17 protein-coding genes are annotated in these 20,300 nt (G+C 55.4%); 3 read left to right on the top strand and 14 right to left on the bottom strand.

What is annotated here, in order from left to right:
• Nucleotides 1-5: 5 nt before the first annotated feature.
• From wzyE to trxA, 13 genes are all read right to left on the bottom strand, one after another.
• Nucleotides 6-1,373 (bottom strand): ECA oligosaccharide polymerase, encoded by a 1,368-nt coding sequence (gene wzyE / locus U869_RS0109025; protein ID WP_025119012.1) that lies wholly within the window; start codon nucleotides 1,371-1,373, stop codon nucleotides 6-8.
• Nucleotides 1,370-2,455: a TDP-N-acetylfucosamine:lipid II N-acetylfucosaminyltransferase gene (locus U869_RS0109020; RefSeq protein WP_025119013.1), complete on the bottom strand. Its 1,086-nt coding sequence runs from the start codon at nucleotides 2,453-2,455 to the stop codon at nucleotides 1,370-1,372. Before U869_RS0109020 ends, wzyE begins: the two co-directional genes overlap by 4 nt.
• Nucleotides 2,452-3,702: a lipid III flippase WzxE gene (wzxE, locus tag U869_RS0109015; protein ID WP_025119014.1), complete on the bottom strand. Its 1,251-nt coding sequence runs from the start codon at nucleotides 3,700-3,702 to the stop codon at nucleotides 2,452-2,454. The genes U869_RS0109020 and wzxE overlap by 4 nt, the downstream gene beginning before the upstream one ends.
• A gap of 1 nt (nucleotide 3,703) precedes the next feature.
• A complete protein-coding gene (gene rffA / locus U869_RS0109010; RefSeq protein ID WP_025119015.1) occupies nucleotides 3,704-4,834 on the bottom strand; it encodes a dTDP-4-amino-4,6-dideoxygalactose transaminase in 1,131 nt (376 codons plus the stop codon).
• Nucleotides 4,821-5,540 carry a dTDP-4-amino-4,6-dideoxy-D-galactose acyltransferase gene (gene rffC / locus U869_RS0109005; RefSeq protein ID WP_025119016.1) on the bottom strand — a complete coding sequence of 240 codons (720 nt, stop codon included), beginning with the start codon at nucleotides 5,538-5,540 and terminating at the stop codon, nucleotides 4,821-4,823. The genes rffA and rffC overlap by 14 nt, the downstream gene beginning before the upstream one ends.
• The gene (rfbA, locus tag U869_RS0109000) at nucleotides 5,518-6,399 is read right to left on the bottom strand and encodes a glucose-1-phosphate thymidylyltransferase RfbA (protein ID WP_025119017.1); all 882 of its coding nucleotides are present in this window, start codon (nucleotides 6,397-6,399) and stop codon (nucleotides 5,518-5,520) included. Before rfbA ends, rffC begins: the two co-directional genes overlap by 23 nt.
• Nucleotides 6,400-6,468: 69 nt before the next feature.
• The gene (gene rffG, locus U869_RS0108995) at nucleotides 6,469-7,533 is read right to left on the bottom strand and encodes a dTDP-glucose 4,6-dehydratase (protein WP_037408119.1); all 1,065 of its coding nucleotides are present in this window, start codon (nucleotides 7,531-7,533) and stop codon (nucleotides 6,469-6,471) included.
• Nucleotides 7,530-8,792 carry a UDP-N-acetyl-D-mannosamine dehydrogenase gene (wecC, locus tag U869_RS0108990; RefSeq protein ID WP_025119019.1) on the bottom strand — a complete coding sequence of 421 codons (1,263 nt, stop codon included), beginning with the start codon at nucleotides 8,790-8,792 and terminating at the stop codon, nucleotides 7,530-7,532. Before wecC ends, rffG begins: the two co-directional genes overlap by 4 nt.
• The gene (gene wecB / locus U869_RS0108985) at nucleotides 8,789-9,919 is read right to left on the bottom strand and encodes a non-hydrolyzing UDP-N-acetylglucosamine 2-epimerase (protein ID WP_025119020.1); all 1,131 of its coding nucleotides are present in this window, start codon (nucleotides 9,917-9,919) and stop codon (nucleotides 8,789-8,791) included. Before wecB ends, wecC begins: the two co-directional genes overlap by 4 nt.
• Before the next feature lie 87 nt (nucleotides 9,920-10,006).
• Nucleotides 10,007-11,059 carry an ECA polysaccharide chain length modulation protein gene (gene wzzE / locus U869_RS0108980; protein WP_029987207.1) on the bottom strand — a complete coding sequence of 351 codons (1,053 nt, stop codon included), beginning with the start codon at nucleotides 11,057-11,059 and terminating at the stop codon, nucleotides 10,007-10,009.
• Between the two features lie 21 nt (nucleotides 11,060-11,080).
• Nucleotides 11,081-12,178, bottom strand: coding sequence for a UDP-N-acetylglucosamine--undecaprenyl-phosphate N-acetylglucosaminephosphotransferase (gene wecA, locus U869_RS0108975; protein ID WP_025119022.1), 1,098 nt, complete (start codon nucleotides 12,176-12,178; stop codon nucleotides 11,081-11,083).
• Nucleotides 12,179-12,510: 332 nt separating this feature from the next.
• The gene (gene rho, locus U869_RS0108970; protein ID WP_025119023.1) at nucleotides 12,511-13,770 is read right to left on the bottom strand and encodes a transcription termination factor Rho; all 1,260 of its coding nucleotides are present in this window, start codon (nucleotides 13,768-13,770) and stop codon (nucleotides 12,511-12,513) included.
• Between the two features lie 446 nt (nucleotides 13,771-14,216).
• Nucleotides 14,217-14,543 carry a thioredoxin TrxA gene (trxA, locus tag U869_RS0108965; protein WP_025119024.1) on the bottom strand — a complete coding sequence of 109 codons (327 nt, stop codon included), beginning with the start codon at nucleotides 14,541-14,543 and terminating at the stop codon, nucleotides 14,217-14,219.
• A 131-nt stretch (nucleotides 14,544-14,674) separates the two neighbouring features.
• Between trxA and rhlB the strand changes: the two genes are divergently transcribed.
• A complete protein-coding gene (rhlB, locus tag U869_RS0108960) occupies nucleotides 14,675-15,964 on the top strand; it encodes an ATP-dependent RNA helicase RhlB (protein ID WP_025119025.1) in 1,290 nt (429 codons plus the stop codon).
• A 9-nt stretch (nucleotides 15,965-15,973) separates the two neighbouring features.
• Entirely contained in the window at nucleotides 15,974-17,467 is a 1,494-nt protein-coding gene (gene ppx, locus U869_RS0108955; protein WP_025119026.1) for an exopolyphosphatase, read from the top strand.
• Between the two features lie 255 nt (nucleotides 17,468-17,722).
• Here ppx and rep read toward each other — a convergent pair whose 3' ends face one another.
• Nucleotides 17,723-19,747, bottom strand: a complete 2,025-nt coding sequence (gene rep, locus U869_RS0108950) for a DNA helicase Rep (protein ID WP_025119027.1) — start codon at nucleotides 19,745-19,747, stop codon at nucleotides 17,723-17,725.
• Nucleotides 19,748-19,986: 239 nt separating this feature from the next.
• Here rep and ppiC point away from each other — a divergent pair, with 239 nt between their 5' ends.
• Complete coding sequence (gene ppiC, locus U869_RS0108945; protein ID WP_025119028.1) at nucleotides 19,987-20,268, top strand: peptidylprolyl isomerase PpiC; 282 nt, start codon at nucleotides 19,987-19,989, stop codon at nucleotides 20,266-20,268.
• Nucleotides 20,269-20,300 lie beyond the last annotated feature (32 nt).

Raw genomic sequence — 20,300 nt, 5'->3', positions numbered from 1 at the left:
CACTATTACCTTGGCACAAGGGAGTTGGCAACCGGGGCCAACGCGCGCTTGCGCATAATTCGAGTCTTGATTAGCCCGGCGGCATCAAACAGCCAGTACAGTAATTTTGCCACTACCAGGCAGGCACCAAAAATGATGCAGAAGAACACTACGCGCGAGACAAAGGAATCCACCCCTTCACGCGCCAGCACAATGATATTGAACACCGCGCCAAAGCAGAAGCCCTGCAAAATAGCCGCCTTAAAGCGGTTCTGCTCGCTTTTACCCAGTTCATACAGCCAGTCGAACCACTTGATGATCAGACCGACCACCACCGCTCCCAGCGGGATAAACAGCACGCCGCCCATCACCACCAACGAACCGATCAGCGTAGGGGAAATCGCCAGCCCGGAGTGGTTGTCCAGCACTTCCCAAGTAAAGTAGTTGGCGGTATTCAGCACCAGATCCGGCCGACCCGGCCACAGCCAGGCTGGGATAAACACGTAAAAATCACGCACGGTCGGTGCCAGCCCCTGGAAATCGATCTTGTCGTAATTTTGCAGTAGCAGCGCCAGATTTTCCCACGGCGAGAAGGTGTCGCGCGTCAGATACAGGAAAGTGTAGAACGCCTCTGGACCGCTGACATCCAGGCTATAGCGTTTCAGCGCCAACCAGAACATGCCGACAATGCCGAACACCCCGGCGGCCACTAGCATCCACAGCGAAATCCAGCCGCGAACGATGCCGATAAACAGGAACAGCGAGAAGGCGATAATGATGTTGGCACGAGTACCGCCTACGATCACGTAGGTCAGAATACCAAACGCCACCGTGGCCGCCAGGAAGAAGAACCAGGCACGCAGATCCTGTTTCAGGAAATAGACCACCAACATCGCCGGGATAAAGAAGTAGAAGAAGCGTTTGAGCGCCACCCCGGACACATCGCTGGAGAAGATTTGGCTATAGGAATTGAGCTTGAACAGCAGGAATCCGTTCTGCATAAAGAAGATGCCAACGGTGCCGATCGCCACCAGCGCCAACAATATCCAGGTGATATGCGTTTCTACCCGGTTCATGGTGAACACCGGCTTATGCGGCTGATTAGTGCGTTTACGCAACCGCGTCTTGTAGCTGACATAGTAAATCGCGTAGAAGCTGGTCGCAGAAAGGATCGCGTACAGCAGGTATTCTACCGGCACCACGGCGACGTCAAACTGGAACACCAGCAGGCAGGTCAGCGGGAAGCCAAAATAAAACGTCAGCAGATAGAGCAGGGAAAAGAAGACGTTAAAGTTGAAGCGGACGCGCCGAAACTCCTGATAGGTCAGGAAAAGCACAAACAGCGCCCCGATCAGATAAACAACAAACAGCCCGCCAAACTGAGCCAGCGTCATGGATGCTCTCCTGCCGCCAGCGCCAATGCCTGCTGCCAGCCATCAACATAGTTCGGATTGAAAAAGGCGATGGACTGTTTATCCAACGTCGCCAGTTGGCGTTGTGACTCGCGCACTACCGCTTCATCCAGCGAATCGCCATAGAACAGCACCGGCAGATGCTGCTCGGCCAGGTCTTGCCAGAATGGGTTCTTGCGGCTGAGCACAAAAGGCACACCGAACTGGATCAACAGGCACAGCGTGCCGATACCCTGCTGACGGTCGAAAATAAAGTAGCCGAGATCGCACTCACGCAGGATATTGAGATAATCGTCAAACGCCACCTGCTGGGTCAGCAGTTGCAGATTCTGCTCAGAGAACAGCTTCAGACCCGCCTCGCGCACTTTGGCAATATAGGCGTCATTATTGGCCGGGTAGCCCATCGGCAAAATCACCCGCACCTTGGCACCAAATTGCTGATGGATCGCCTGTAGCGCCTCGATATGGCGGTTGGTGCTATCGCCAGAGTTCCCTACCAGGATGGTCATCGGCCCGGCCAGGTTCTTTTCGACTTCAATCCCCGTCAGGGCAGGATCCATCCGCGTTGGGAAATACAGCAGCGAAGCCGGAACGCGCGCATGTCGTTGCTGGTAGTGGATCAGATCGCCTCGGGTGGCAAACACATGGGCAACCCGCCCCTGAGCAATGCGGCGCAGCACGTAGAACAGGCGATATTTCCAACTGGTGGCGTTTTCATACAGATCGGCCCCCCAGATATGCCAGCTCACCTGACGCGACTTGATCTTGCCACTCAGCAAAGCCAGCCACAGCGCTGCGTTAAATTGGCCATGCAGGAAAAAACGAGTGTCACGGTTGGCCTTGGCACGCGCAATCACCGCCTCTGCCAGGCTCTTTTTACCCGGGAAAGCCTCGATGGTCAGTTTGGGAAAGTGGCCCAGCGCGGCAACATCTTTGGCTGCCACCATAAAATGACACACATGATCTGCGGGCAGGCGTGCGGCCAGCACATCATTGAAGAAGCGCAGCACCGTCTGATTATGATGTGGGATATCAGATCCCAGTACGTGGATTAGTATGGTCATACTCGTCTACGGTAAAGAATAAATACGCAGCTACAGAGCGCGAAATACACGATGTAGGTTGCCATATAGGCCTGTGCCGCCCCCAATGCGCCATGCAGCGGGATCAGCCAGTGCGAGAACAGCGTCAGCAAGGCGAACTGGCTGACCTCTGTCAAAATATAAAAACGCAGTGACGCCTTGGCAATCACCAGGTAGCCGAAAACGTAGGCTCCGACCTTCAGCACGTCGCCCACCAGTTGCCAGGCAAACAGATCGCGCATGGCAACGAATTTCTCTGAGAACAGCAGCCAGATGGCAAAGTCACGCAGCAGCCAGACGGTAAAGCTGGCGGCGGCCACCGCAGGCAACACAAACTTCAGCGAGCGCACGATCTCGCGTGAGATGGCACTTTTCTCTTGCAGACGCGACAATGTCGGCAGCAGATAAACGGTAAACGAAGCGGTAATAAATTGCAGGTAGGCATCGGAGATACTGCTCACTCCTTGCCAGATCCCCACTTCATCCCAGCCGTAATGTTCTGCCAGCAGGTTACGCATCATTACATAGGCGACCGGCAAGGTCACGGAGGTGATCAGCGCCATCAGGGTAAACTTGCCAAGATGGGTTGCCAGCGCCTTATCCCAGGCCAGCTTCAGATAGCGCAGTGGCAACACTTTGCGCCGCCACAGCATGAAACCGGCAGGTAATACCACCAAGGCAGGAACCAGAGCCAACCCGGCCAGCGCGCCTTCATAACCGCCCAGTTTAAAGCATAGTGTGAAAGCCACCACGCCGATCAGGCTACCGGCGATCACCGCCAGGGCGTTGCCCATCGCATCGCGATAACCTTTGAGGATCGCCAGGAACAGGTTGGCGTAGGCAATCCCCATCTGGATAAACGCCACCGCCCGTACCACATTCACATAGTCGCCATGGCCAAACAGCCCACGGCTGATCGGTTCGGCGGCAAACAGGAACACCAATGCCAGCAGGGTTGAGAAGCCCAGCACGATGCTGGAAGCGGTCCCCACCGCCAACCGCAAGCGTTGCGGATCCTGATGGTACTCCGCCACATACTTGGTGATACCGTTAAAAATCCCGGCACCCGACAGCACGCCCAACACGGTGATCAGTTGGCGGAAGTTACCCGCCTGCCCGACCCCGCTGGGGCCGAAGGCCACCGCCAGCATTTTTACCACCAGCAATCCCACGCCGATCTTGATCAGCGTGGAGCCAGCGGTCCAAATCGATGCTTTTGCCAGTGACATATCAGGCGAGGAAGCTCAGGATGGTATTGATCACCGTACGTTGATTGACGTCTGACATGTTAAAGAACAGCGGCAGACGCACCAGGCGCTCGCTCTCTTTGGTGGTGAAACGGTCTTCGCCGGAGAAACGGCCAAACTTCTCACCTGCCGGGCAAGCATGCAGCGGGATGTAATGGAACACCGACATGATTTCGGCTTCTTTCAGATAGTCGATAAACGCGGTGCGATCCTGCACGTCTTTCAGCTTGATGTAGAACATATGGGCGTTGTGCACGCAGTTGGCCGGAATAGTCGGCAAGCTGATGCGCCCTGCATTCGCCAATGGTTTGAAAGCGTCATAATAGTTCTGCCACAGCTTCAGGCGGCGCTGGTTGATTGGCTCGGCGGCTTCCAGCTGCGCCCACAGGTAGGCGGCTTGCAGATCTGACATCAGGTAGCTGGAACCGATATCGCGCCAGGTATATTTATCCACCTGACCACGGAAGAACTGGCTGCGGTTGGTGCCTTTCTCGCGGATCACTTCGGCACGGTCGATCAGGGCCGGGTCGTTAATCAGCGTTGCGCCACCTTCACCGCCAGCGGTGTAGTTTTTGGTCTCATGGAAACTGAAGCAACCGATATGGCCGATGGTCCCCAAGGCTTTACCCTTATAGGTGGACATCACGCCCTGCGCGGCATCTTCTACCACCATCAGGTTGTACTTCTTCGCCAGCGCCATGATGGTGTCCATTTCGCAGGCCACGCCAGCGTAATGCACCGGCACGATGGCACGGGTTTTATCGGTGATCGCCGCTTCAATCTTGGTTTCATCGATGTTCATGGTGTCTGGACGCAGGTCGACAAACACCACCACCGCACCACGCAACACAAAGGCGTTAGAAGTGGAGACGAAGGTATAGCTCGGCATGATCACTTCATCACCCGGCTGGATATCCAGCAGGATGGCGGCCATTTCCAGCGACGCGGTGCAAGACGGCGTCAGCAACACTTTCGGACAGCCAAAATGCTGTTCCATCCACTGCTGGCAGCGACGGGTAAAACCACCGTCGCCACAGAGTTTGCCGCTGCCCATGGCAGCCTGCATGTAATCGAGTTCCGTGCCAACAACCGGTGGAGCGTTAAATGGGATCATGTAAACCTCTGTAGAACCAATACGCGGTGCTCGTAATGGTGGCACCGTGCCGTTGATAGAGCCGTAACGCGGCGATATTGCTGATCTGAGTCGCGATCCGCAGGCGCTGCAGCTGTTGCTGCTGGCACCAGGCGATCGCGGCAGCCATCAACCGTGAACCGGTCCCTTTCCCTTGTACACCTGGGAATGCCGCCAACAAACCGATACGCGCCTCTTGCTGGCCGATATCGCGCAGGCTGACAAACCCTTCAGGCTCCCCATCACTGCCCAGCACTAGCAGGCATTGATGGTCAAACGTCCCCAGCACCGCCTTTTCAATCCAGGTGGCGTAAAAACGCCCGCTGTCCTGCGGCTGATACCAAGGCGCACGAAAACGGCTGGCGGCAAACACCTTGGCCGCCACCGTACGCAGCAGTGGAATATCGTCAGGCTGGGCGATGCGGATGGCCGGTAAATCTAATGCACAATCTATGCCAATCGCCAGGGCAAAATCCACCTCGCCCTCCACCAGCCGAAACCCTGCGGCGGCCAAACTATCGGCTAAATCCAGGCGCTGAGCCGGGATCTTGGCCTGAACCAGCGCAAAAGCATCCAATGCAGCGGCAGTAAGCGCGGGAGCGGCATCGTCAAAATGCAGCTTGGCGCTGGCAAGTTGGAAATACTCGCTTTCCCAGCCTAACGGCTCAATATTGGCGTGGACGGACATGCAGTAAATCCAACAGATATTTGCCATAGCCGGTTTTGGCTAACGCCTGCGCCGACCGCCTTACACCTTCATCATCCAGCCAACCGTTGCGCCAGGCGATCTCTTCCAGACAGGCAATCTTGAACCCCTGACGCTTTTCTACCGTCTGCACAAAGGTACTGGCCTCGATCAGGCTGTCGTGGGTACCGGTATCGAGCCAGGCAAAACCACGCCCCAGCAGCTCGACGCTCAGTTCGCCACGCTCCAGATACATCTGGTTGATGCTGGTGATTTCCAGCTCGCCGCGTTCGGAAGGCTTCACCTGCTTGGCGAAGTCCACGACCTGATGGTCATAGAAGTAAAGGCCGGTGACCGCCCAGTTGGACTTCGGCTTCAACGGCTTTTCTTCAATCGACAGCGCACGGAAGTTATCATCGAACTCCACCACGCCAAAACGCTCGGGATCCATGACCTGATAACCGAATACCGTGGCGCCTTGCAGACCCTGGACCACGCTTTTCAGTTTCGGGCTGAAGCCCTGGCCGAAGTAAATATTGTCGCCCAACACCAGGCAGCTTGGCTCGCCGCCGATGAACTCTTCGCCAATCAGGAAGGCCTGTGCCAACCCATCCGGGCTCGGTTGCTCGGCGTAGCTGAGGTTGATGCCAAACTCTTCACCGCTGCCCAACAAACGGCGAAACGAGGGCAGATCTTCAGGCGTGGAGATAATCAGAATGTCGCGGATCCCGGCCAGCATCAGCACCGAGAGCGGATAGTAAATCATTGGTTTATCGTAAATGGGCAGCAACTGCTTGGAGACGCCACGGGTGATCGGGTGCAAACGCGTCCCCGAACCGCCGGCTAGAATGATACCTTTCATTTTCACTCCTGAACTTTTGACCGCCGCACGGCGCTTGCCGCCCTCCGTGCGTGCTCCTGAATGGGATGATTAGTTCAGGCCTAAACGCTCGCCGGCGTAAGACCCATCTTGCACGCGGCGCCACCAGGTTTCATTGTTCAGATACCAGGAGACCGTCTTGCGGATGCCGCTTTCAAAGGTTTCCTGCGGGCGCCAACCCAGTTCACGTTCAATTTTGCCTGCATCGATGGCATAACGCATATCGTGGCCGGGGCGATCCGTCACATAGGTGATCAGATCGCGATACTTCGCCACGCCCTGCGGTTTGTTAGGTGCCAGTTCTTCCAGCAGATCGCAGATGGTATGCACCACTTCGATATTCTTGCGCTCGTTGTGGCCGCCGATGTTATAGGTTTCCCCAATCACACCTTCGGTCACCACTTGATATAACGCCCGCGCATGGTCTTCCACATACAGCCAGTCACGCACCTGTGCACCGTCGCCGTAGACCGGCAGCGGTTTGCCAGAAATCGCGTTGAGGATCACCAGCGGCACCAGCTTCTCAGGGAAGTGGTAAGGGCCGTAGTTGTTGGAACAGTTGGTCACTACGGTTGGGAAACCGTAGGTACGCAACCAGGCGCGCACCAGATGATCACTCGAAGCCTTGGAGGCAGAGTATGGGCTGCTTGGCGCGTAAGGCGTCGTTTCGGTAAACAGATCGTCGGTGCCGTGCAGGTCGCCGTACACTTCATCGGTCGAAATATGGTGGAAACGGAAAGCCTGTTTTTTCTCTGCCGCCAGTGCCTGCCAATAATGGCGGGCGGCCTCCAGCATGGTGTAAGTACCCACGATGTTGGTTTCGATAAAGGCCGCGGGACCGTCGATTGAGCGGTCTACGTGGCTTTCCGCCGCCAGGTGCATCACGAAATCCGGCTGGTACTGCGCAAATACGCGATCCAGTGCGGCACGGTCGCAGATATCGACCTGTTCGAAAGCATAGCGTTCGTTGTCTGCCACACCGGTCAGCGACTCCAGGTTACCGGCATAGGTGAGCTTATCAACCACCACCACCCTATCGCGGGTTCCTTCGATGATATGTCTGACTACGGCAGAGCCGATAAATCCGGCACCGCCGGTGACCAAAATACGTTTCAACGCCAAACTCCTTTGGTGTCCACGATCCAGGACTGCTTAATCTCTTCCGGCTTGATCGCCTTGAATTGTTTATGATCGACTAACATCACGATCACGTCTGCCTGCTGCAACGCCTCTGGCAGTGTTTTCAGCGTAACGTGGCCTGCCAGTGACTTGGGCAGTTGCTCAACGTTTGGCTCTACCGCCAGGGTTTCACCCACGTGCCAATCGGCAATCAGGTGAGCCACTTCAACCGCCGGGCTTTCACGCAGGTCATCGATATTAGGTTTGAACGCCAGACCGAAGCAGGCAATCTTCACTTCGGAAGCCCGCTTGTCGGTTGCCGCCAGGCAATCTGCCACGGCTGCCTTGACGCGATCGACCACCCAGAGTGGTTTGCCGTCGTTAACCAGACGCGCGGTATGGATCAGACGAGCCTGCTGCGGGTTCTGCGCCACGATGAACCAAGGGTCCACGGCGATGCAGTGTCCACCCACGCCTGGGCCGGGTTGCAGGATGTTGACGCGCGGGTGGCGGTTAGCCAGGCGGATCAGTTCCCACACGTTGATGCCTTGATCGGCGCAGATCAGCGAAAGCTCGTTGGCAAACGCGATATTAACGTCACGGAAGCTGTTTTCCGTCAGTTTGCACATCTCGGCGGTGCGCGAGTTGGTGATAACACACTCACCTTCGAGGAAAATTTTGTACAGCGCGCTGGCGCGCTCGGAGCATTTCGGCGTCATGCCGCCGATAACACGGTCATTCTGGATCAGTTCGACCATCACCTGACCAGGCAGCACACGCTCAGGGCAGTAGGCAATGTTGACATCGGCCTGCTCACCGGCATCCTGCGGGAAGCTCAGATCGCTACGCGCCTCTGCCAGCCACAATGCCATTTGCTCGGTAGCGCCCACCGGTGAGGTGGACTCCAGGATCACCAGGTCGCCTTTTTTCAGTACCGGAGCCAGTGACTTGGCGGCAGCTTCGACATAGGCCAGATCGGGTTCGTGATCCCCTTTGAACGGCGTTGGCACGGCAATCAGGAAAGCATCGGCCGCCAGTGGTTTAGTCACAGCCTGTAAATAACCGCCTTCAACGGCTTCTTTTACCACGCGATCCAGATCGGGTTCGACGATGTGGATGGCTCCACGGTTGATGGTATCTACCGCGTGCTGGTTAACATCTACGCCCACCACTTTTTTCTTGCGGGAAGCAAACGCCGCCGCCGTTGGCAAGCCGATATAACCCAGGCCAATAACTGAAATAGTGTTAAAACTCATAGTGTCACCTGATGATTCTTTAAAGCTTCGAGGATACGTTGGCAGGCATGCCCGTCACCGTATGGGTTATGCGCCCGGCTCATGGCGTGGTATTCGCCTTCGTCTGTCAATAACCGGGTTACCGCATCAACAATTTTAGCTACGTCCGTGCCCACCAGCTGTACCGTGCCCGCGTCTACCGCTTCTGGCCGCTCGGTAGTATCACGCATTACCAGCACCGGTTTACCCAGCGATGGCGCCTCTTCCTGAATGCCGCCAGAGTCGGTCAGGATCAGATAAGATCGCGTCATCAGATAGACAAACGGCAGGTAATCCTGCGGATCGATCAGAATGATGTTATCGATGCCCTTCAAAATACGGTTGACCGGCTCGCTAACGTTCGGGTTGAGGTGCACCGGATACACCACCTGCACGTCTGGGTGCTGGCAGGCAATCTCGGCCAGGGCGCTACAGATGCGCTCGAACCCGCCACCAAAGCTTTCACGGCGGTGGCCGGTAACCAGGATCAGTTTCTTGCTGGCATCCAGGAACGGATAACGCTGATCAAGGCTCTCGCGCAATTCCTGGTTGTGCATGATGCGATCGCGCACCCACAGCAACGCATCGATCACGGTGTTGCCCGTGACGAAAATATGGTCGTCCCGCAGCGATTCGCGCAGCAGGTTCTGACGTGAGTTTTCGGTTGGCGAGAAATGATACATCGCCAAATGCCCCGTCAACTTGCGGTTGGCCTCTTCAGGCCACGGAGAATAGAGATTACCGGTACGCAGGCCCGCTTCCACATGTCCCACCGGGATACGCTGATAAAACGCCGCCAGGCTGGTCGCCATGGTGGTCGTGGTATCACCGTGCACCAACACCACGTCCGGTTTGAAATCCTCCAGTACGCCCTTTAACCCTTCCAGAATGCGGCAGGTGATCTCACTCAGCCCCTGGCCAGGTTTCATAATATTCAGGTCGTAATCCGGTACGATTTCAAACAAACGCAATACCTGATCCAGCATCTCACGATGCTGTGCCGTAACGCAGACTCTTGATTCAAAGGCATCATCCTGAGCCAGAGCATGTACCAGAGGTGCCATTTTAATGGCTTCCGGTCTGGTGCCAAAAACAGTCAACACTTTCACAGCGAATCTCTTTTGGTCGGTGAAGTGCAGGCGAACCTGCAAAGTTGGGCTCCGAGGAGCCCAACAGCGAAATTATTATAGTATGGGTTAACTACGTGGCCGGCGTACCAGAGCCACGCCCGCACCAACCAGGCCACCGATTGCGCCCCACATAATCAGCCAGAATACCCGGCGTGGGCTATCACGTTTCACCGGCTCTTCCGGCGTACGTAAATAACGGTAGGTCTGGAATTTGGCATCCAACGTCGGGCCAACGTTCAAGGTTGCCAGCATCGCCCGGTTCTGATCGTAACTCAGATCATACGTAGGGCCGGAAGCCTGAAGCCCTTCCAGGCGCGCTTGCAGCATCGGCTTGCCCAACAGGAACAGGTCGGAGTCAGGTAGCTGTTCCGCTGGCGTATCGGTCTGCGTACGGCTAATCCCCTGCTGCTCGGCGATTTTCAGCGCCTGCTGCACGGTCTTGAGTTCGCGTTGATAAACCGCATCGGCTACCGCTTCCTGACGCTTTACCTGGGCACTCATCGAGGTAGTCCGTGCCGCCCAGGCACCCTGGATCTCTTCGTTCAGATGCTGCGCCGCACGGTGGCTGGCAAAGGCAACATACTGACGCAGAAGATGGTTGGAGTCTGGCGCCGTTTCTGCGGTCAGCTTCACGCTGTCGTTGAGCACTTTCTTGTCATCGCGCGGCGTAAACTGGATATTGTTGATCAGGTCATCAAGCAACGCCGCATCGGCACGGGCATCCCCTTCCTGGCGCTGCTTGTAGTAATCGCTTTGCAGCCAGAAATCACGGCGCGTGTCATAGGCGGCCAACTGCATGATAAATTCATTATAGGCTTCATCGGCGATACCTGGCTGATCGCTGGCAACCGCGGGCAGAGTCCGCAGATCCAGATTACGCAGGAACTGCTGCTGAGAGTAATATCCCCCCAACGCATTCACCGTAGGTTTATCGGTGATCGCCGTGGCGCTCCACTCCTGTTTCACCAGGTAGGAAACGATCAGCGCAACGGCAGCAAACAGCACCGCAAAACCGATAATCCATTTTTTGCCACGCCACAGGGTGCAGCACAGACCGCGGATATCGAGCTCGTTATCGACCACCGGGGTATTCTTGTCAGACGTTGTTTCAGGAATCATCACTGCCCTAAAGCCTCAAGGTTAAGGTACTTGCTTATTGTTCGTGGAATGACGAAGGCGGCGCTTGAGACGTTTGATATAGCGCGCAACCCGCCATGCACGTTTGATGCAATAGCCATAGAAAAAGAATGCAAGCAAGAATAATGCCAACATAACCCATTCAGGAATGAAAGTCAGGCGTTCGCCCACCACGCCAATCGCTGCCAACAGCGCCGCGGCCAAGGTGATCAGCACAAAGGCCTGACGAGGCGTAAAGCCCGCACGCATTATCAAATGGTGGATGTGTTGACGGTCTGGCGAGAACGGGCTCATGCCTTTACGCAGGCGGCGATACATGATGGCAATCATATCCATCAGCGGGATGGCGATAATCCACAGCGCGGTCACCGGCTTGATCGGATGATTTGGCCCTTGCGAGCTTTGCACCAGCAGCCAGATGGCGGTAAAACCGATCAGCGTACTGCCGGCGTCGCCCATAAAGACTTTATAGCGACGGCCAAGGATGCCGAGGTTGAGCAGAATATAGGGAACAATGGCCGCCAGCATGGCGAAGCACCAGAAGGCGAGATCGCTATGGCCGCCTTGATACAGCAGGATCCCCATCGCGCCAAACGACACGCAAGAGAGACCGCCTAGCAGGCCATCGATACCATCGACCATGTTAAAGGCGTTAATCGCGGCCCATACGGCAAACAGCGTCACCAGGTAACCAAACGGCCCCAGCTGCATTTCCCAACCGCCAAACACATAGCCAAGGCTGCGCAGATAAAGGCCGGCAAACACCATCATGGCAATACCGACCAACGCCTGGATGGTGGCGCGGATCTTGACGCTGATATCGAAACGATCGTCCAGCGCCCCGACGAAAACCAGGACGCCAGCACAGGCGAGGTAGAGTTTACCGTGCGCAATCGTCTGGTCGGTGATCAGGAAGGCAAAGCAGATGCCTGCGTAAACTGAAATCCCACCCACCAGCGGGATCAACCCCTGATGACGTTTGCGATAATTAGGCTTATCAACCAAACCAATAGGTTTTGCTGCCTTGCGAGCAACAAATAAAAAAGCCAGAGAAAACAGAAAAACAAAAAGAATTTCAGTACTCATGGTGAGTAAGTTCACGGTTAACAAATCTCTGAAGAAGATGAGGCAGCTTAACATGGGTAACAAACCGCGCCACATGACCAAGCAACCTTTCAGTCATTTCCTATGACAAAATACCCGCCGCCCTTCAAACCGCAGTGTCGTTACCTGCGCTTGAAACTCATAGGGTAAAGACATTCAACTTATCGATGCCAAGACGTGTCTTGCTGCAACGCTACAACTGGCGCAAATAAGATGAGTTCTCAATAAGTCGCAGGAATAACTTACTTTCCTTTACTGTTACTTATCGTATCCGCCAAAAGCAAAAAACGCCACGACTAGGCGTGGCGTTCCTCGAATATTTTACTTAATTATGAGCGTTTCATCATGTCGAAGAATTCGTCGTTGGTTTTGGTCATCGCCAACTTGTTGATGAGGAATTCCATCGCGTCGATCTCGCCCATTGGGTGAATGATCTTGCGCAGGATCCACATCTTCTGTAGTTCTTCAGAGGTGGTGAGCAACTCTTCTTTACGCGTACCGGAACGGTTGTAATCGATAGCAGGGAATACGCGCTTCTCGGCGATTTTACGCGCCAGATGCAGTTCCATGTTACCCGTACCTTTAAATTCTTCGTAAATCACTTCGTCCATCTTCGAACCGGTATCGACCAGTGCGGTAGCGATGATGGTCAGGCTGCCGCCTTCCTCAACGTTACGGGCCGCACCGAAGAAACGCTTCGGACGATGCAGGGCGTTGGCATCCACACCACCGGTCAGCACTTTGCCCGAGGCAGGTACGACGGTGTTGTAGGCACGTGCCAGACGGGTGATGGAGTCCAGCAGGATGATCACGTCTTTTTTGTGCTCGACCAGGCGCTTGGCCTTCTCGATCACCATTTCGGCAACCTGTACGTGGCGAGATGCTGGCTCGTCAAAAGTAGAAGCGATAACTTCGCCTTTTACCAGACGCTGCATCTCGGTCACTTCTTCCGGACGTTCGTCGATCAGCAACACCATCAGCACACAGTCTGGGTGGTTGTAAGCGATGCTCTGCGCGATGTTTTGCAGCAGCATGGTCTTACCGGCTTTCGGTGGTGCCACAATCAGACCACGCTGGCCGCGGCCAATTGGCGATGCCAGATCCAGTACGCGAGCCGTCAGATCTTCGGTAGAGCCGTTGCCACGTTCCATACGCAAACGTGAGTTAGCGTGCAGCGGCGTCAGGTTTTCGAACAGGATCTTGTTACGGGCGTTTTCCGGTTTGTCGTAGTTGACTTCGTTAACTTTCAACAGGGCAAAATAGCGCTCGCCTTCTTTTGGCGGACGAATCTTACCGGAAATGGTGTCACCTGTGCGGAGGTTGAAACGGCGGATTTGGCTAGGAGAAACGTAGATATCGTCGGGGCCTGCGAGGTAGGAACTGTCTCCGGAACGGAGGAAACCAAATCCATCCTGCAATATCTCCAGCACGCCATCACCGAAGATATCTTCTCCGCTTTTCGCATGTTGCTTGAGTATAGAGAAGATAATGTCCTGTTTGCGCAGGCGGGCCAGGTTTTCCAGCCCCATATTTTCGCCGAGAGTAATCAGCTCAGAAACCGGCGTATTCTTTAATTCGGTAAGATTCATAGTGGGGGTTCTTAAACTCGGGGTGTGTCTCGAACTAGTATCGTGAATGGTATGGCAGCGTGTTAAACCCATTCGCCTTTCAAGCTACTAAGTGAAGTTGATCGGGTATGCGTGCCTGTTACTGGACGTTCGATCGCCGGGAAGCTGGGTCACCGCAGTAAGAAATGGCTTAGCTGGGGCGCACACGCTGACGGTTTAAGATCGAAGGTGCCTTAAAACTGATTTTTTGTAAAACCGTTTGATCGTCAAAACACGGCTCGGGTCACAGTAAAATGCTAGTGCCGATGGTTCAACGTAGAGTAATGCTTAGATTCAGACTCTTTAGATTTAATACTTATGGCAAGTTCTAAATGCAGTATGGTTAAACTTAACACGCTTCTTGGCAGGCGTCTAGCGGTGAATGAAAATCCCCCTCCAGACGCCCGTCACGGGGCTTCCCGCCCTAATTACAGATTCGCTTCAAGGAACTCTTTGAGCTGGCCCTTGGACAACGCGCCGACCTTGGTCGCTGCCACTTCACCGTTCTTGAACAACAACAGCGTCGGGATACCGCGGATGCCGTATTTAGGCGCGGTAGCCGGGTTTTGATCGATGTTCAGTTTGGTAATGGTCAGCTTGCCGGCGAACTCTTCGGCAATCTCGTCGAGGATCGGAGCAATCATCTTGCACGGACCACACCATTCAGCCCAGAAATCGACCAGGATAGGCCCTTCGGCTTTCAGTACATCGGTATCGAAGCTGTCGTCAGTCAGGTGAATAATTTTATCGCTCATGTTCTACTCCACAGGATTAGGTCTACCTTGTTGGTGTAGCATCAAACCAACTTGGGTGATTTTATTTCACCGCTTTTATTTCAACGGATATGCTTTCGTAAAGCAATAGTTAGCTGATATTCTACCACACTATGAGCAAAACACACTTGACCGAACAGAAGTTTTCCGACTTCGCCCTGCACCCGTTAGTCCTTGAAGCCCTTGAGAAAAAAGGGTTTCACAACTGCACGCCCATCCAGGCGTTGGCATTGCCGCTCACCCTCAGTGGGCGCGACGTTGCAGGTCAGGCGCAAACCGGTACCGGAAAGACGCTGGCATTTTTAGCGTCTACTTTTCACTATTTGCTGTCCCACCCGGCGAAAGAAGGTCGCCAGACCAACCAGCCGCGCGCCTTGATCATGGCGCCTACACGTGAACTGGCAGTACAGATCCATTCCGATGCAGAAGCCCTGTCGCAGTCTACCGGGTTGAAGCTTGGCCTGGCCTACGGCGGCGACGGCTACGACAAACAGCTGAAGGTGCTGGAAAGCGGCGTGGATATTCTGGTGGGCACCACCGGTCGTTTAATCGACTACGCCAAACAGAACTATATCGATCTGGGTGCTATCCAGGTTGTGGTGCTTGATGAAGCCGACCGCATGTACGATCTGGGCTTTATCAAAGATATCCGTTGGCTGTTCCGCCGCATGCCTGCGGTCGATCAACGCCTGAACATGTTGTTCTCTGCCACCCTGTCCTATCGCGTACGCGAACTGGCCTTTGAGCAGATGAACAATGCCGAATATGTGGAAGTTGAACCGGAACAGAAAACCGGCCACCGCATTAAGGAAGAGCTGTTCTACCCTTCCAACGAAGAAAAAATGCGCCTGTTACAGACGCTGATCGAGGAAGAGTGGCCAGATCGCTGCATCATCTTCGCCAACACCAAGCACCGCTGTGAAGACATCTGGGGCCATCTGGCCGCTGACGGTCACCGCGTAGGCCTGCTGACCGGCGACGTGGCGCAGAAAAAACGCCTGCGTATTCTGGATGACTTCACCAAAGGCAACCTGGATATCCTGGTCGCCACCGATGTCGCCGCACGCGGCCTGCATATCCCGTTGGTGACTCACGTCTTCAACTACGATCTGCCGGACGACTGCGAAGACTACGTACACCGTATTGGCCGTACTGGCCGCGCGGGTGAAAGCGGTCACTCCATCAGCCTGGCCTGTGAAGAGTACGCGCTTAACCTGCCAGCCATCGAAACCTATACCGGCCACAGCATTCCTGTGAGCAAGTACAACAGCGATGCGCTGATGAGCGATCTGCCTGCACCTAAGCGCCTGGTGCGCCCACGTGGCAATAACGGCCCACGCCGTAACTCTTCCGCGCCACGTCGTGGTGGTGCGCCGCGTAACAACCGTAAACGTTCGGGCTGATAGATAACTATGCCAGGTTCCAGCACCCTCTATGCCGCCATCGATCTGGGTTCCAACAGTTTCCATATGTTGGTGGTACGTGAGGTGGCTGGCAGTATCCAGACGCTGGCTCGCATCAAGCGCAAAGTGCGCCTGGCGGCCGGGCTGGATCAGCACAATCACCTGTCACAGGAAGCCATGCAGCGCGGGTGGCAATGCTTGCGGCTGTTCTCGGAACGCCTGCAGGACATCCCGCGCGATCAGATCCGGGTCGTCGCTACTGCAACGCTACGCCTGGCTAATAACGCAGCCGAATTCCTGCAAACCGCCGAAACCATCCTTGGCTGCCCCGTGCAGGTCATCAGCGGCGAAGAAGAAGCCCGCCTGATTTACCATGGCGTTGCCCACACTACCGGCGGCCCTGATCGGCGTCTGGTGGTCGATATCGGGGGTGGCAGCACGGAGTTGGTTGCAGGCACTGGAGCGCAGGCCGCGCAGTTGTATAGCCTTTCGATGGGCTGTGTCACCTGGCTTGAGCGCTTCTTCAGCGATCGCAATCTGGAGCGGGATAATTTCGAAGCCGCCGAACAGGCCGCGCGTGAAATGGTGCGGCCCATCGTCCCACAACTTCGTCAACATGGCTGGCAGATTTGCGTCGGCGCATCCGGTACCGTGCAAGCGCTACAGGAAATCATGGTGGCGCAGGGAATGGATGAACGCATTACCTTGCCCAAGCTGCGGCAGTTAAAACAGCGGGCCATTCAATGTGGCAAGCTGGAAGAACTGGAAATCGAAGGGCTGACGCTGGAACGCGCCTTGGTGTTCCCAAGCGGCCTGTCGATACTGCTGGCCATTTTCCAGGAGCTGGGTATCGAAAGTATGACGCTGGCCGGTGGCGCTCTGCGCGAAGGGCTGGTGTATGGCATGCTGCATCTGCCGGTCGAACAGGATATCCGCAGCCGCACGTTGCGTAACCTGCAACGCCGTTATCTGCTGGATATCGATCAGGCCGAACGTGTCAGCCAGTTGGCTGCGAACTTCTGTCTGCAAACCACCAATGAATGGCAACTGGATACGCGATGTCGCGAGCTACTGCATGCGGCCTGTCTGATCCACGAAATCGGCCTGAGCGTCGATTTCAAACAGGCGCCCCAACACGCCGCCTATCTAGTCAGCCATCTTGATTTGCCCGGCTTTACCCCGGCACAGAAAAAACTGTTAGCCACCCTGCTGCAAAACCAGAGCAACGCCCTCGATCTACCGCTGCTAAGCCAACAGAATGCCGTACCGCCGCGTGTGGCACAGCGCATGTGCCGTCTGTTACGTCTGGCCATCATCTTTGCCAGCCGCCGCCGTGACGATACCCTGCCTGCGGTACGCTTGCGTGCCAACGATGAAGAGCTGCATGTGATTTTGCCGCAAGGCTGGTTGGAACGGCATCCGCTACGCGCAGAGGCGCTGGATCAGGAAAGCCATTGGCAGAGCTATGCCCACTGGCCGCTGTTTTTAGAAGAGCAGCACTGAGAGTAGTCCCCTCACCCTAACCCTAACCCTCTCCCCAAGGAGAGGGAACCGCTCGAGTTCACTGATATTCCAACGTTTCCCGAAGCAACACGGGCTCATCAACGACGCCGGATAGCCCCCTCGCCCCAAGGAGAGGGAACCGAGCGAGTTCGCTAATATTCCAACGTTTCCCGTAGCGGCACCGGCTTATCAACAACGCTGGACAGCCCCCTCGCCCTTTGGGAGAGGGTTGGGGTGAGGGGAGAATCCTCGGGGTCAGCTACCGCCTTTGGCCTTGGCCAACATCGCTTTCACGCTGGCCAAATGGCTCTGCCCTTTCTGCATCCGCTCTTGCGGGCTCACCACCTTGCGCTCGCTCTCCCAGGCCAAATCATCCTGCGGCAGTTCCAACAGGAAACGGCTGGGCTCAGGGCGTACCAACTCGCCGTATTGGCGACGTTCACGGCACAGGGTGAAAATCAGTTCTTTCTGGGCGCGTGTGATCCCCACATAGGCCAAACGTCGCTCTTCATCGACATTATCCTCATCAATACTGCTCTGATGTGGCAATAACCCCTCCTCCATTCCCACCAGGAACACATAGGGGAACTCCAGCCCCTTGGAGGCATGCAGGGTCATCAGTTGTACCTGATCCAACTCTTCGTCGCTTTCGCCGCGCTCCATCATGTCGCGCAGAGTAAAGCGCGTGACCACCTGGGTCAGCGTCATCGGCTCGTCCAGATCGTTGCCTTCCAGCATCTCGGTCATCCAGCCAAACAGCGTGTTGACGTTTTTCATGCGCATTTCGGCCGCTTTCGGGCTGGGCGAGGTTTCAAACAGCCAGCTTTCATAGTCGACGCCACGGATCAGATCGCGCACTGCCGCCACCGGCTCACGCTCCACCATCTGGATAATCCCTTCCAACCAATGAGTGAAACGCTGTAATGACTCCAATCCCCGGCCGGTCAAATACTGGCCCAGGCCAAGATCGAAGCTGGCACGGAACAGGCTCTTGTTGCGCTGATTGGCCCACTCCCCCAGCTTTTGCAGCGTCGCCGGGCCAATTTCCCGCTTTGGCGTGTTGACGATGCGCAGGAAGGCGCTGTCGTCATCCTGATTGGTCAGCACCCGCAGATAGGCCAGCAAATCCTTGATTTCCGGACGCGAGAAGAACGACGTGCCGCCGGAAATCTTGTACGGAATGCGGTTCTGCATCAGCATTTTTTCAAACAACCGCGACTGGTGGTTACCGCGATAAAGGATCGCGTAGTCGCCATAATTGGTTTTCTTCACAAAGTGATGGGCGATCAGCTCCCCCACCACCCGTTCGGCCTCATGATCTTCATTGTTAGCCGTCACCACCTTCAACTCTTCGCCGTAGCCCAGCTCGGAGAACAGGCGTTTCTCGAATACGTGCGGGTTGTTGGCAATCAGTATGTTGGCGGCCTTCAGAATACGTTCACTGGAACGGTAGTTCTGCTCCAGTTTGATGACCTGTAACGCTGGGAAATCTTCCTGTAACAACACCAGGTTTTGCGGGCGTGCCCCACGCCAGGAGTAAATGGACTGATCGTCATCCCCCACCACGGTAAAACGTGCGCGGTTGCCCACCAGCAGTTTCACCAGCTCATACTGACTGGTGTTGGTGTCCTGATATTCATCCACCAGCAGATAGCGGATCCGGTTCTGCCAGCGTTCGCGCACTTCCTCATTACGCTGTAGCAACAAGGTGGGCAGCAGGATCAGATCGTCAAAATCCAGTACGTTACAGGCCTTCATATGGTCATGGTACAGCCCGTAACAGTGGGCAAACAGTTTGTCCCGCTCGGAGCGCGCCAGCCCCATGGCCCGTTGCGGATCCACCAGATCGTTCTTCCAGTTGGAAATGGTCGAAATCAGCTGCGCCACCAATGTTTTGTCATTTTCCAGCCACTTCTCGGTCAATTCTTTCAGCAACGCGAGCTGATCCTGATCGTCAAACAGCGAGAAATTGGATTTCATCCCCAGCGCGGCATATTCGCGTTTGATCACTTCCAGCCCCAGCGTATGGAAGGTTGAGATCATCAGGCCACGCGACTCTTTGCGCCCCATGGTTTGCGCCACACGCTCTTTCATCTCGCGCGCTGCCTTGTTGGTAAAGGTCACGGCGGCGATATGTTTGGCCTGATAACCACACTGGTGGATCAGATGGGCGATTTTATTGGTGATCACACGCGTTTTGCCGGAACCGGCACCGGCCAGCACCAGGCAGGGCCCGGTAACGAATTCGACGGCTTGTTGTTGGCTGGGGTTTAATCGCATGGCGTTTTATTGCTCAATAGTGGTGTGCTGGGGGGATGAATTGTAGCAGAAAGCGCCGACCAGATTTATACCCGTCGCCTTTCAAGTTGTAGCGTTGTTACCTGCGAGCATAAACCCCAGTCACTTATCAAAAATAAGCTCCTGGGGATTTACGCTCTTGTCGCCTAGCTACAACTCGAAATTCATAGGGTAAGACAGGTATAATGCGGCGAATTCTTCATGACTAAACGGATAAAACGATGGCCAAGACCGCGAGTGCCCTGCACATTCTGGTGGATAACGAAACGCTGGCAAACGAGCTGATGGCTAAACTCAAGCGCGGCGTCAGCTTTGATACGCTGGCGCGCAAATATTCGAGCTGCCCGTCCAAGCGCAACGGCGGCTCTTTGGGTGAATTCAACAAGGGAACCATGGTCGCCGCCTTCGATAAGGCAGTGTTCAGCATCCCGTTGCTCAAGCCTTATGGCCCGGTGAAAACCCAGTTCGGCTATCACATCATCAAGGTGCTGTATCGCAGTTAAGCGATTTTCCCCTCACCCAAAGGGTGAGGGGC

This window comes from Serratia sp. H1w (assembly GCF_000633355.1).
Taxonomy (GTDB): Bacteria; Pseudomonadota; Gammaproteobacteria; order Enterobacterales; family Enterobacteriaceae; genus Chania.
This window is presented reverse-complemented; position numbering and strand designations above follow the sequence as displayed.

What these genes read in the sequence shown, in the direction of transcription:
- wzyE (WP_025119012.1), bottom strand. Translation starts at nt 1,373, where the DNA reads ATGACGCTGGCTCAGTTTGGCGGGCTGTTTGTTGTTTATCTGATCGGG.
- U869_RS0109020 (WP_025119013.1), bottom strand. Translation starts at nt 2,455, where the DNA reads ATGACCATACTAATCCACGTACTGGGATCTGATATCCCACATCATAAT.
- wzxE (WP_025119014.1), bottom strand. Translation starts at nt 3,702, where the DNA reads ATGTCACTGGCAAAAGCATCGATTTGGACCGCTGGCTCCACGCTGATC.
- rffA (WP_025119015.1), bottom strand. Translation starts at nt 4,834, where the DNA reads ATGATCCCATTTAACGCTCCACCGGTTGTTGGCACGGAACTCGATTAC.
- rffC (WP_025119016.1), bottom strand. Translation starts at nt 5,540, where the DNA reads ATGTCCGTCCACGCCAATATTGAGCCGTTAGGCTGGGAAAGCGAGTAT.
- rfbA (WP_025119017.1), bottom strand. Translation starts at nt 6,399, where the DNA reads ATGAAAGGTATCATTCTAGCCGGCGGTTCGGGGACGCGTTTGCACCCG.
- wecC (WP_025119019.1), bottom strand. Translation starts at nt 8,792, where the DNA reads ATGAGTTTTAACACTATTTCAGTTATTGGCCTGGGTTATATCGGCTTG.
- wzzE (WP_029987207.1), bottom strand. Translation starts at nt 11,059, where the DNA reads ATGATTCCTGAAACAACGTCTGACAAGAATACCCCGGTGGTCGATAAC.
- rho (WP_025119023.1), bottom strand. Translation starts at nt 13,770, where the DNA reads ATGAATCTTACCGAATTAAAGAATACGCCGGTTTCTGAGCTGATTACT.
- trxA (WP_025119024.1), bottom strand. Translation starts at nt 14,543, where the DNA reads ATGAGCGATAAAATTATTCACCTGACTGACGACAGCTTCGATACCGAT.
- rhlB (WP_025119025.1), top strand. Translation starts at nt 14,675, where the DNA reads ATGAGCAAAACACACTTGACCGAACAGAAGTTTTCCGACTTCGCCCTG.
- ppx (WP_025119026.1), top strand. Translation starts at nt 15,974, where the DNA reads ATGCCAGGTTCCAGCACCCTCTATGCCGCCATCGATCTGGGTTCCAAC.
- rep (WP_025119027.1), bottom strand. Translation starts at nt 19,747, where the DNA reads ATGCGATTAAACCCCAGCCAACAACAAGCCGTCGAATTCGTTACCGGG.
- ppiC (WP_025119028.1), top strand. Translation starts at nt 19,987, where the DNA reads ATGGCCAAGACCGCGAGTGCCCTGCACATTCTGGTGGATAACGAAACG.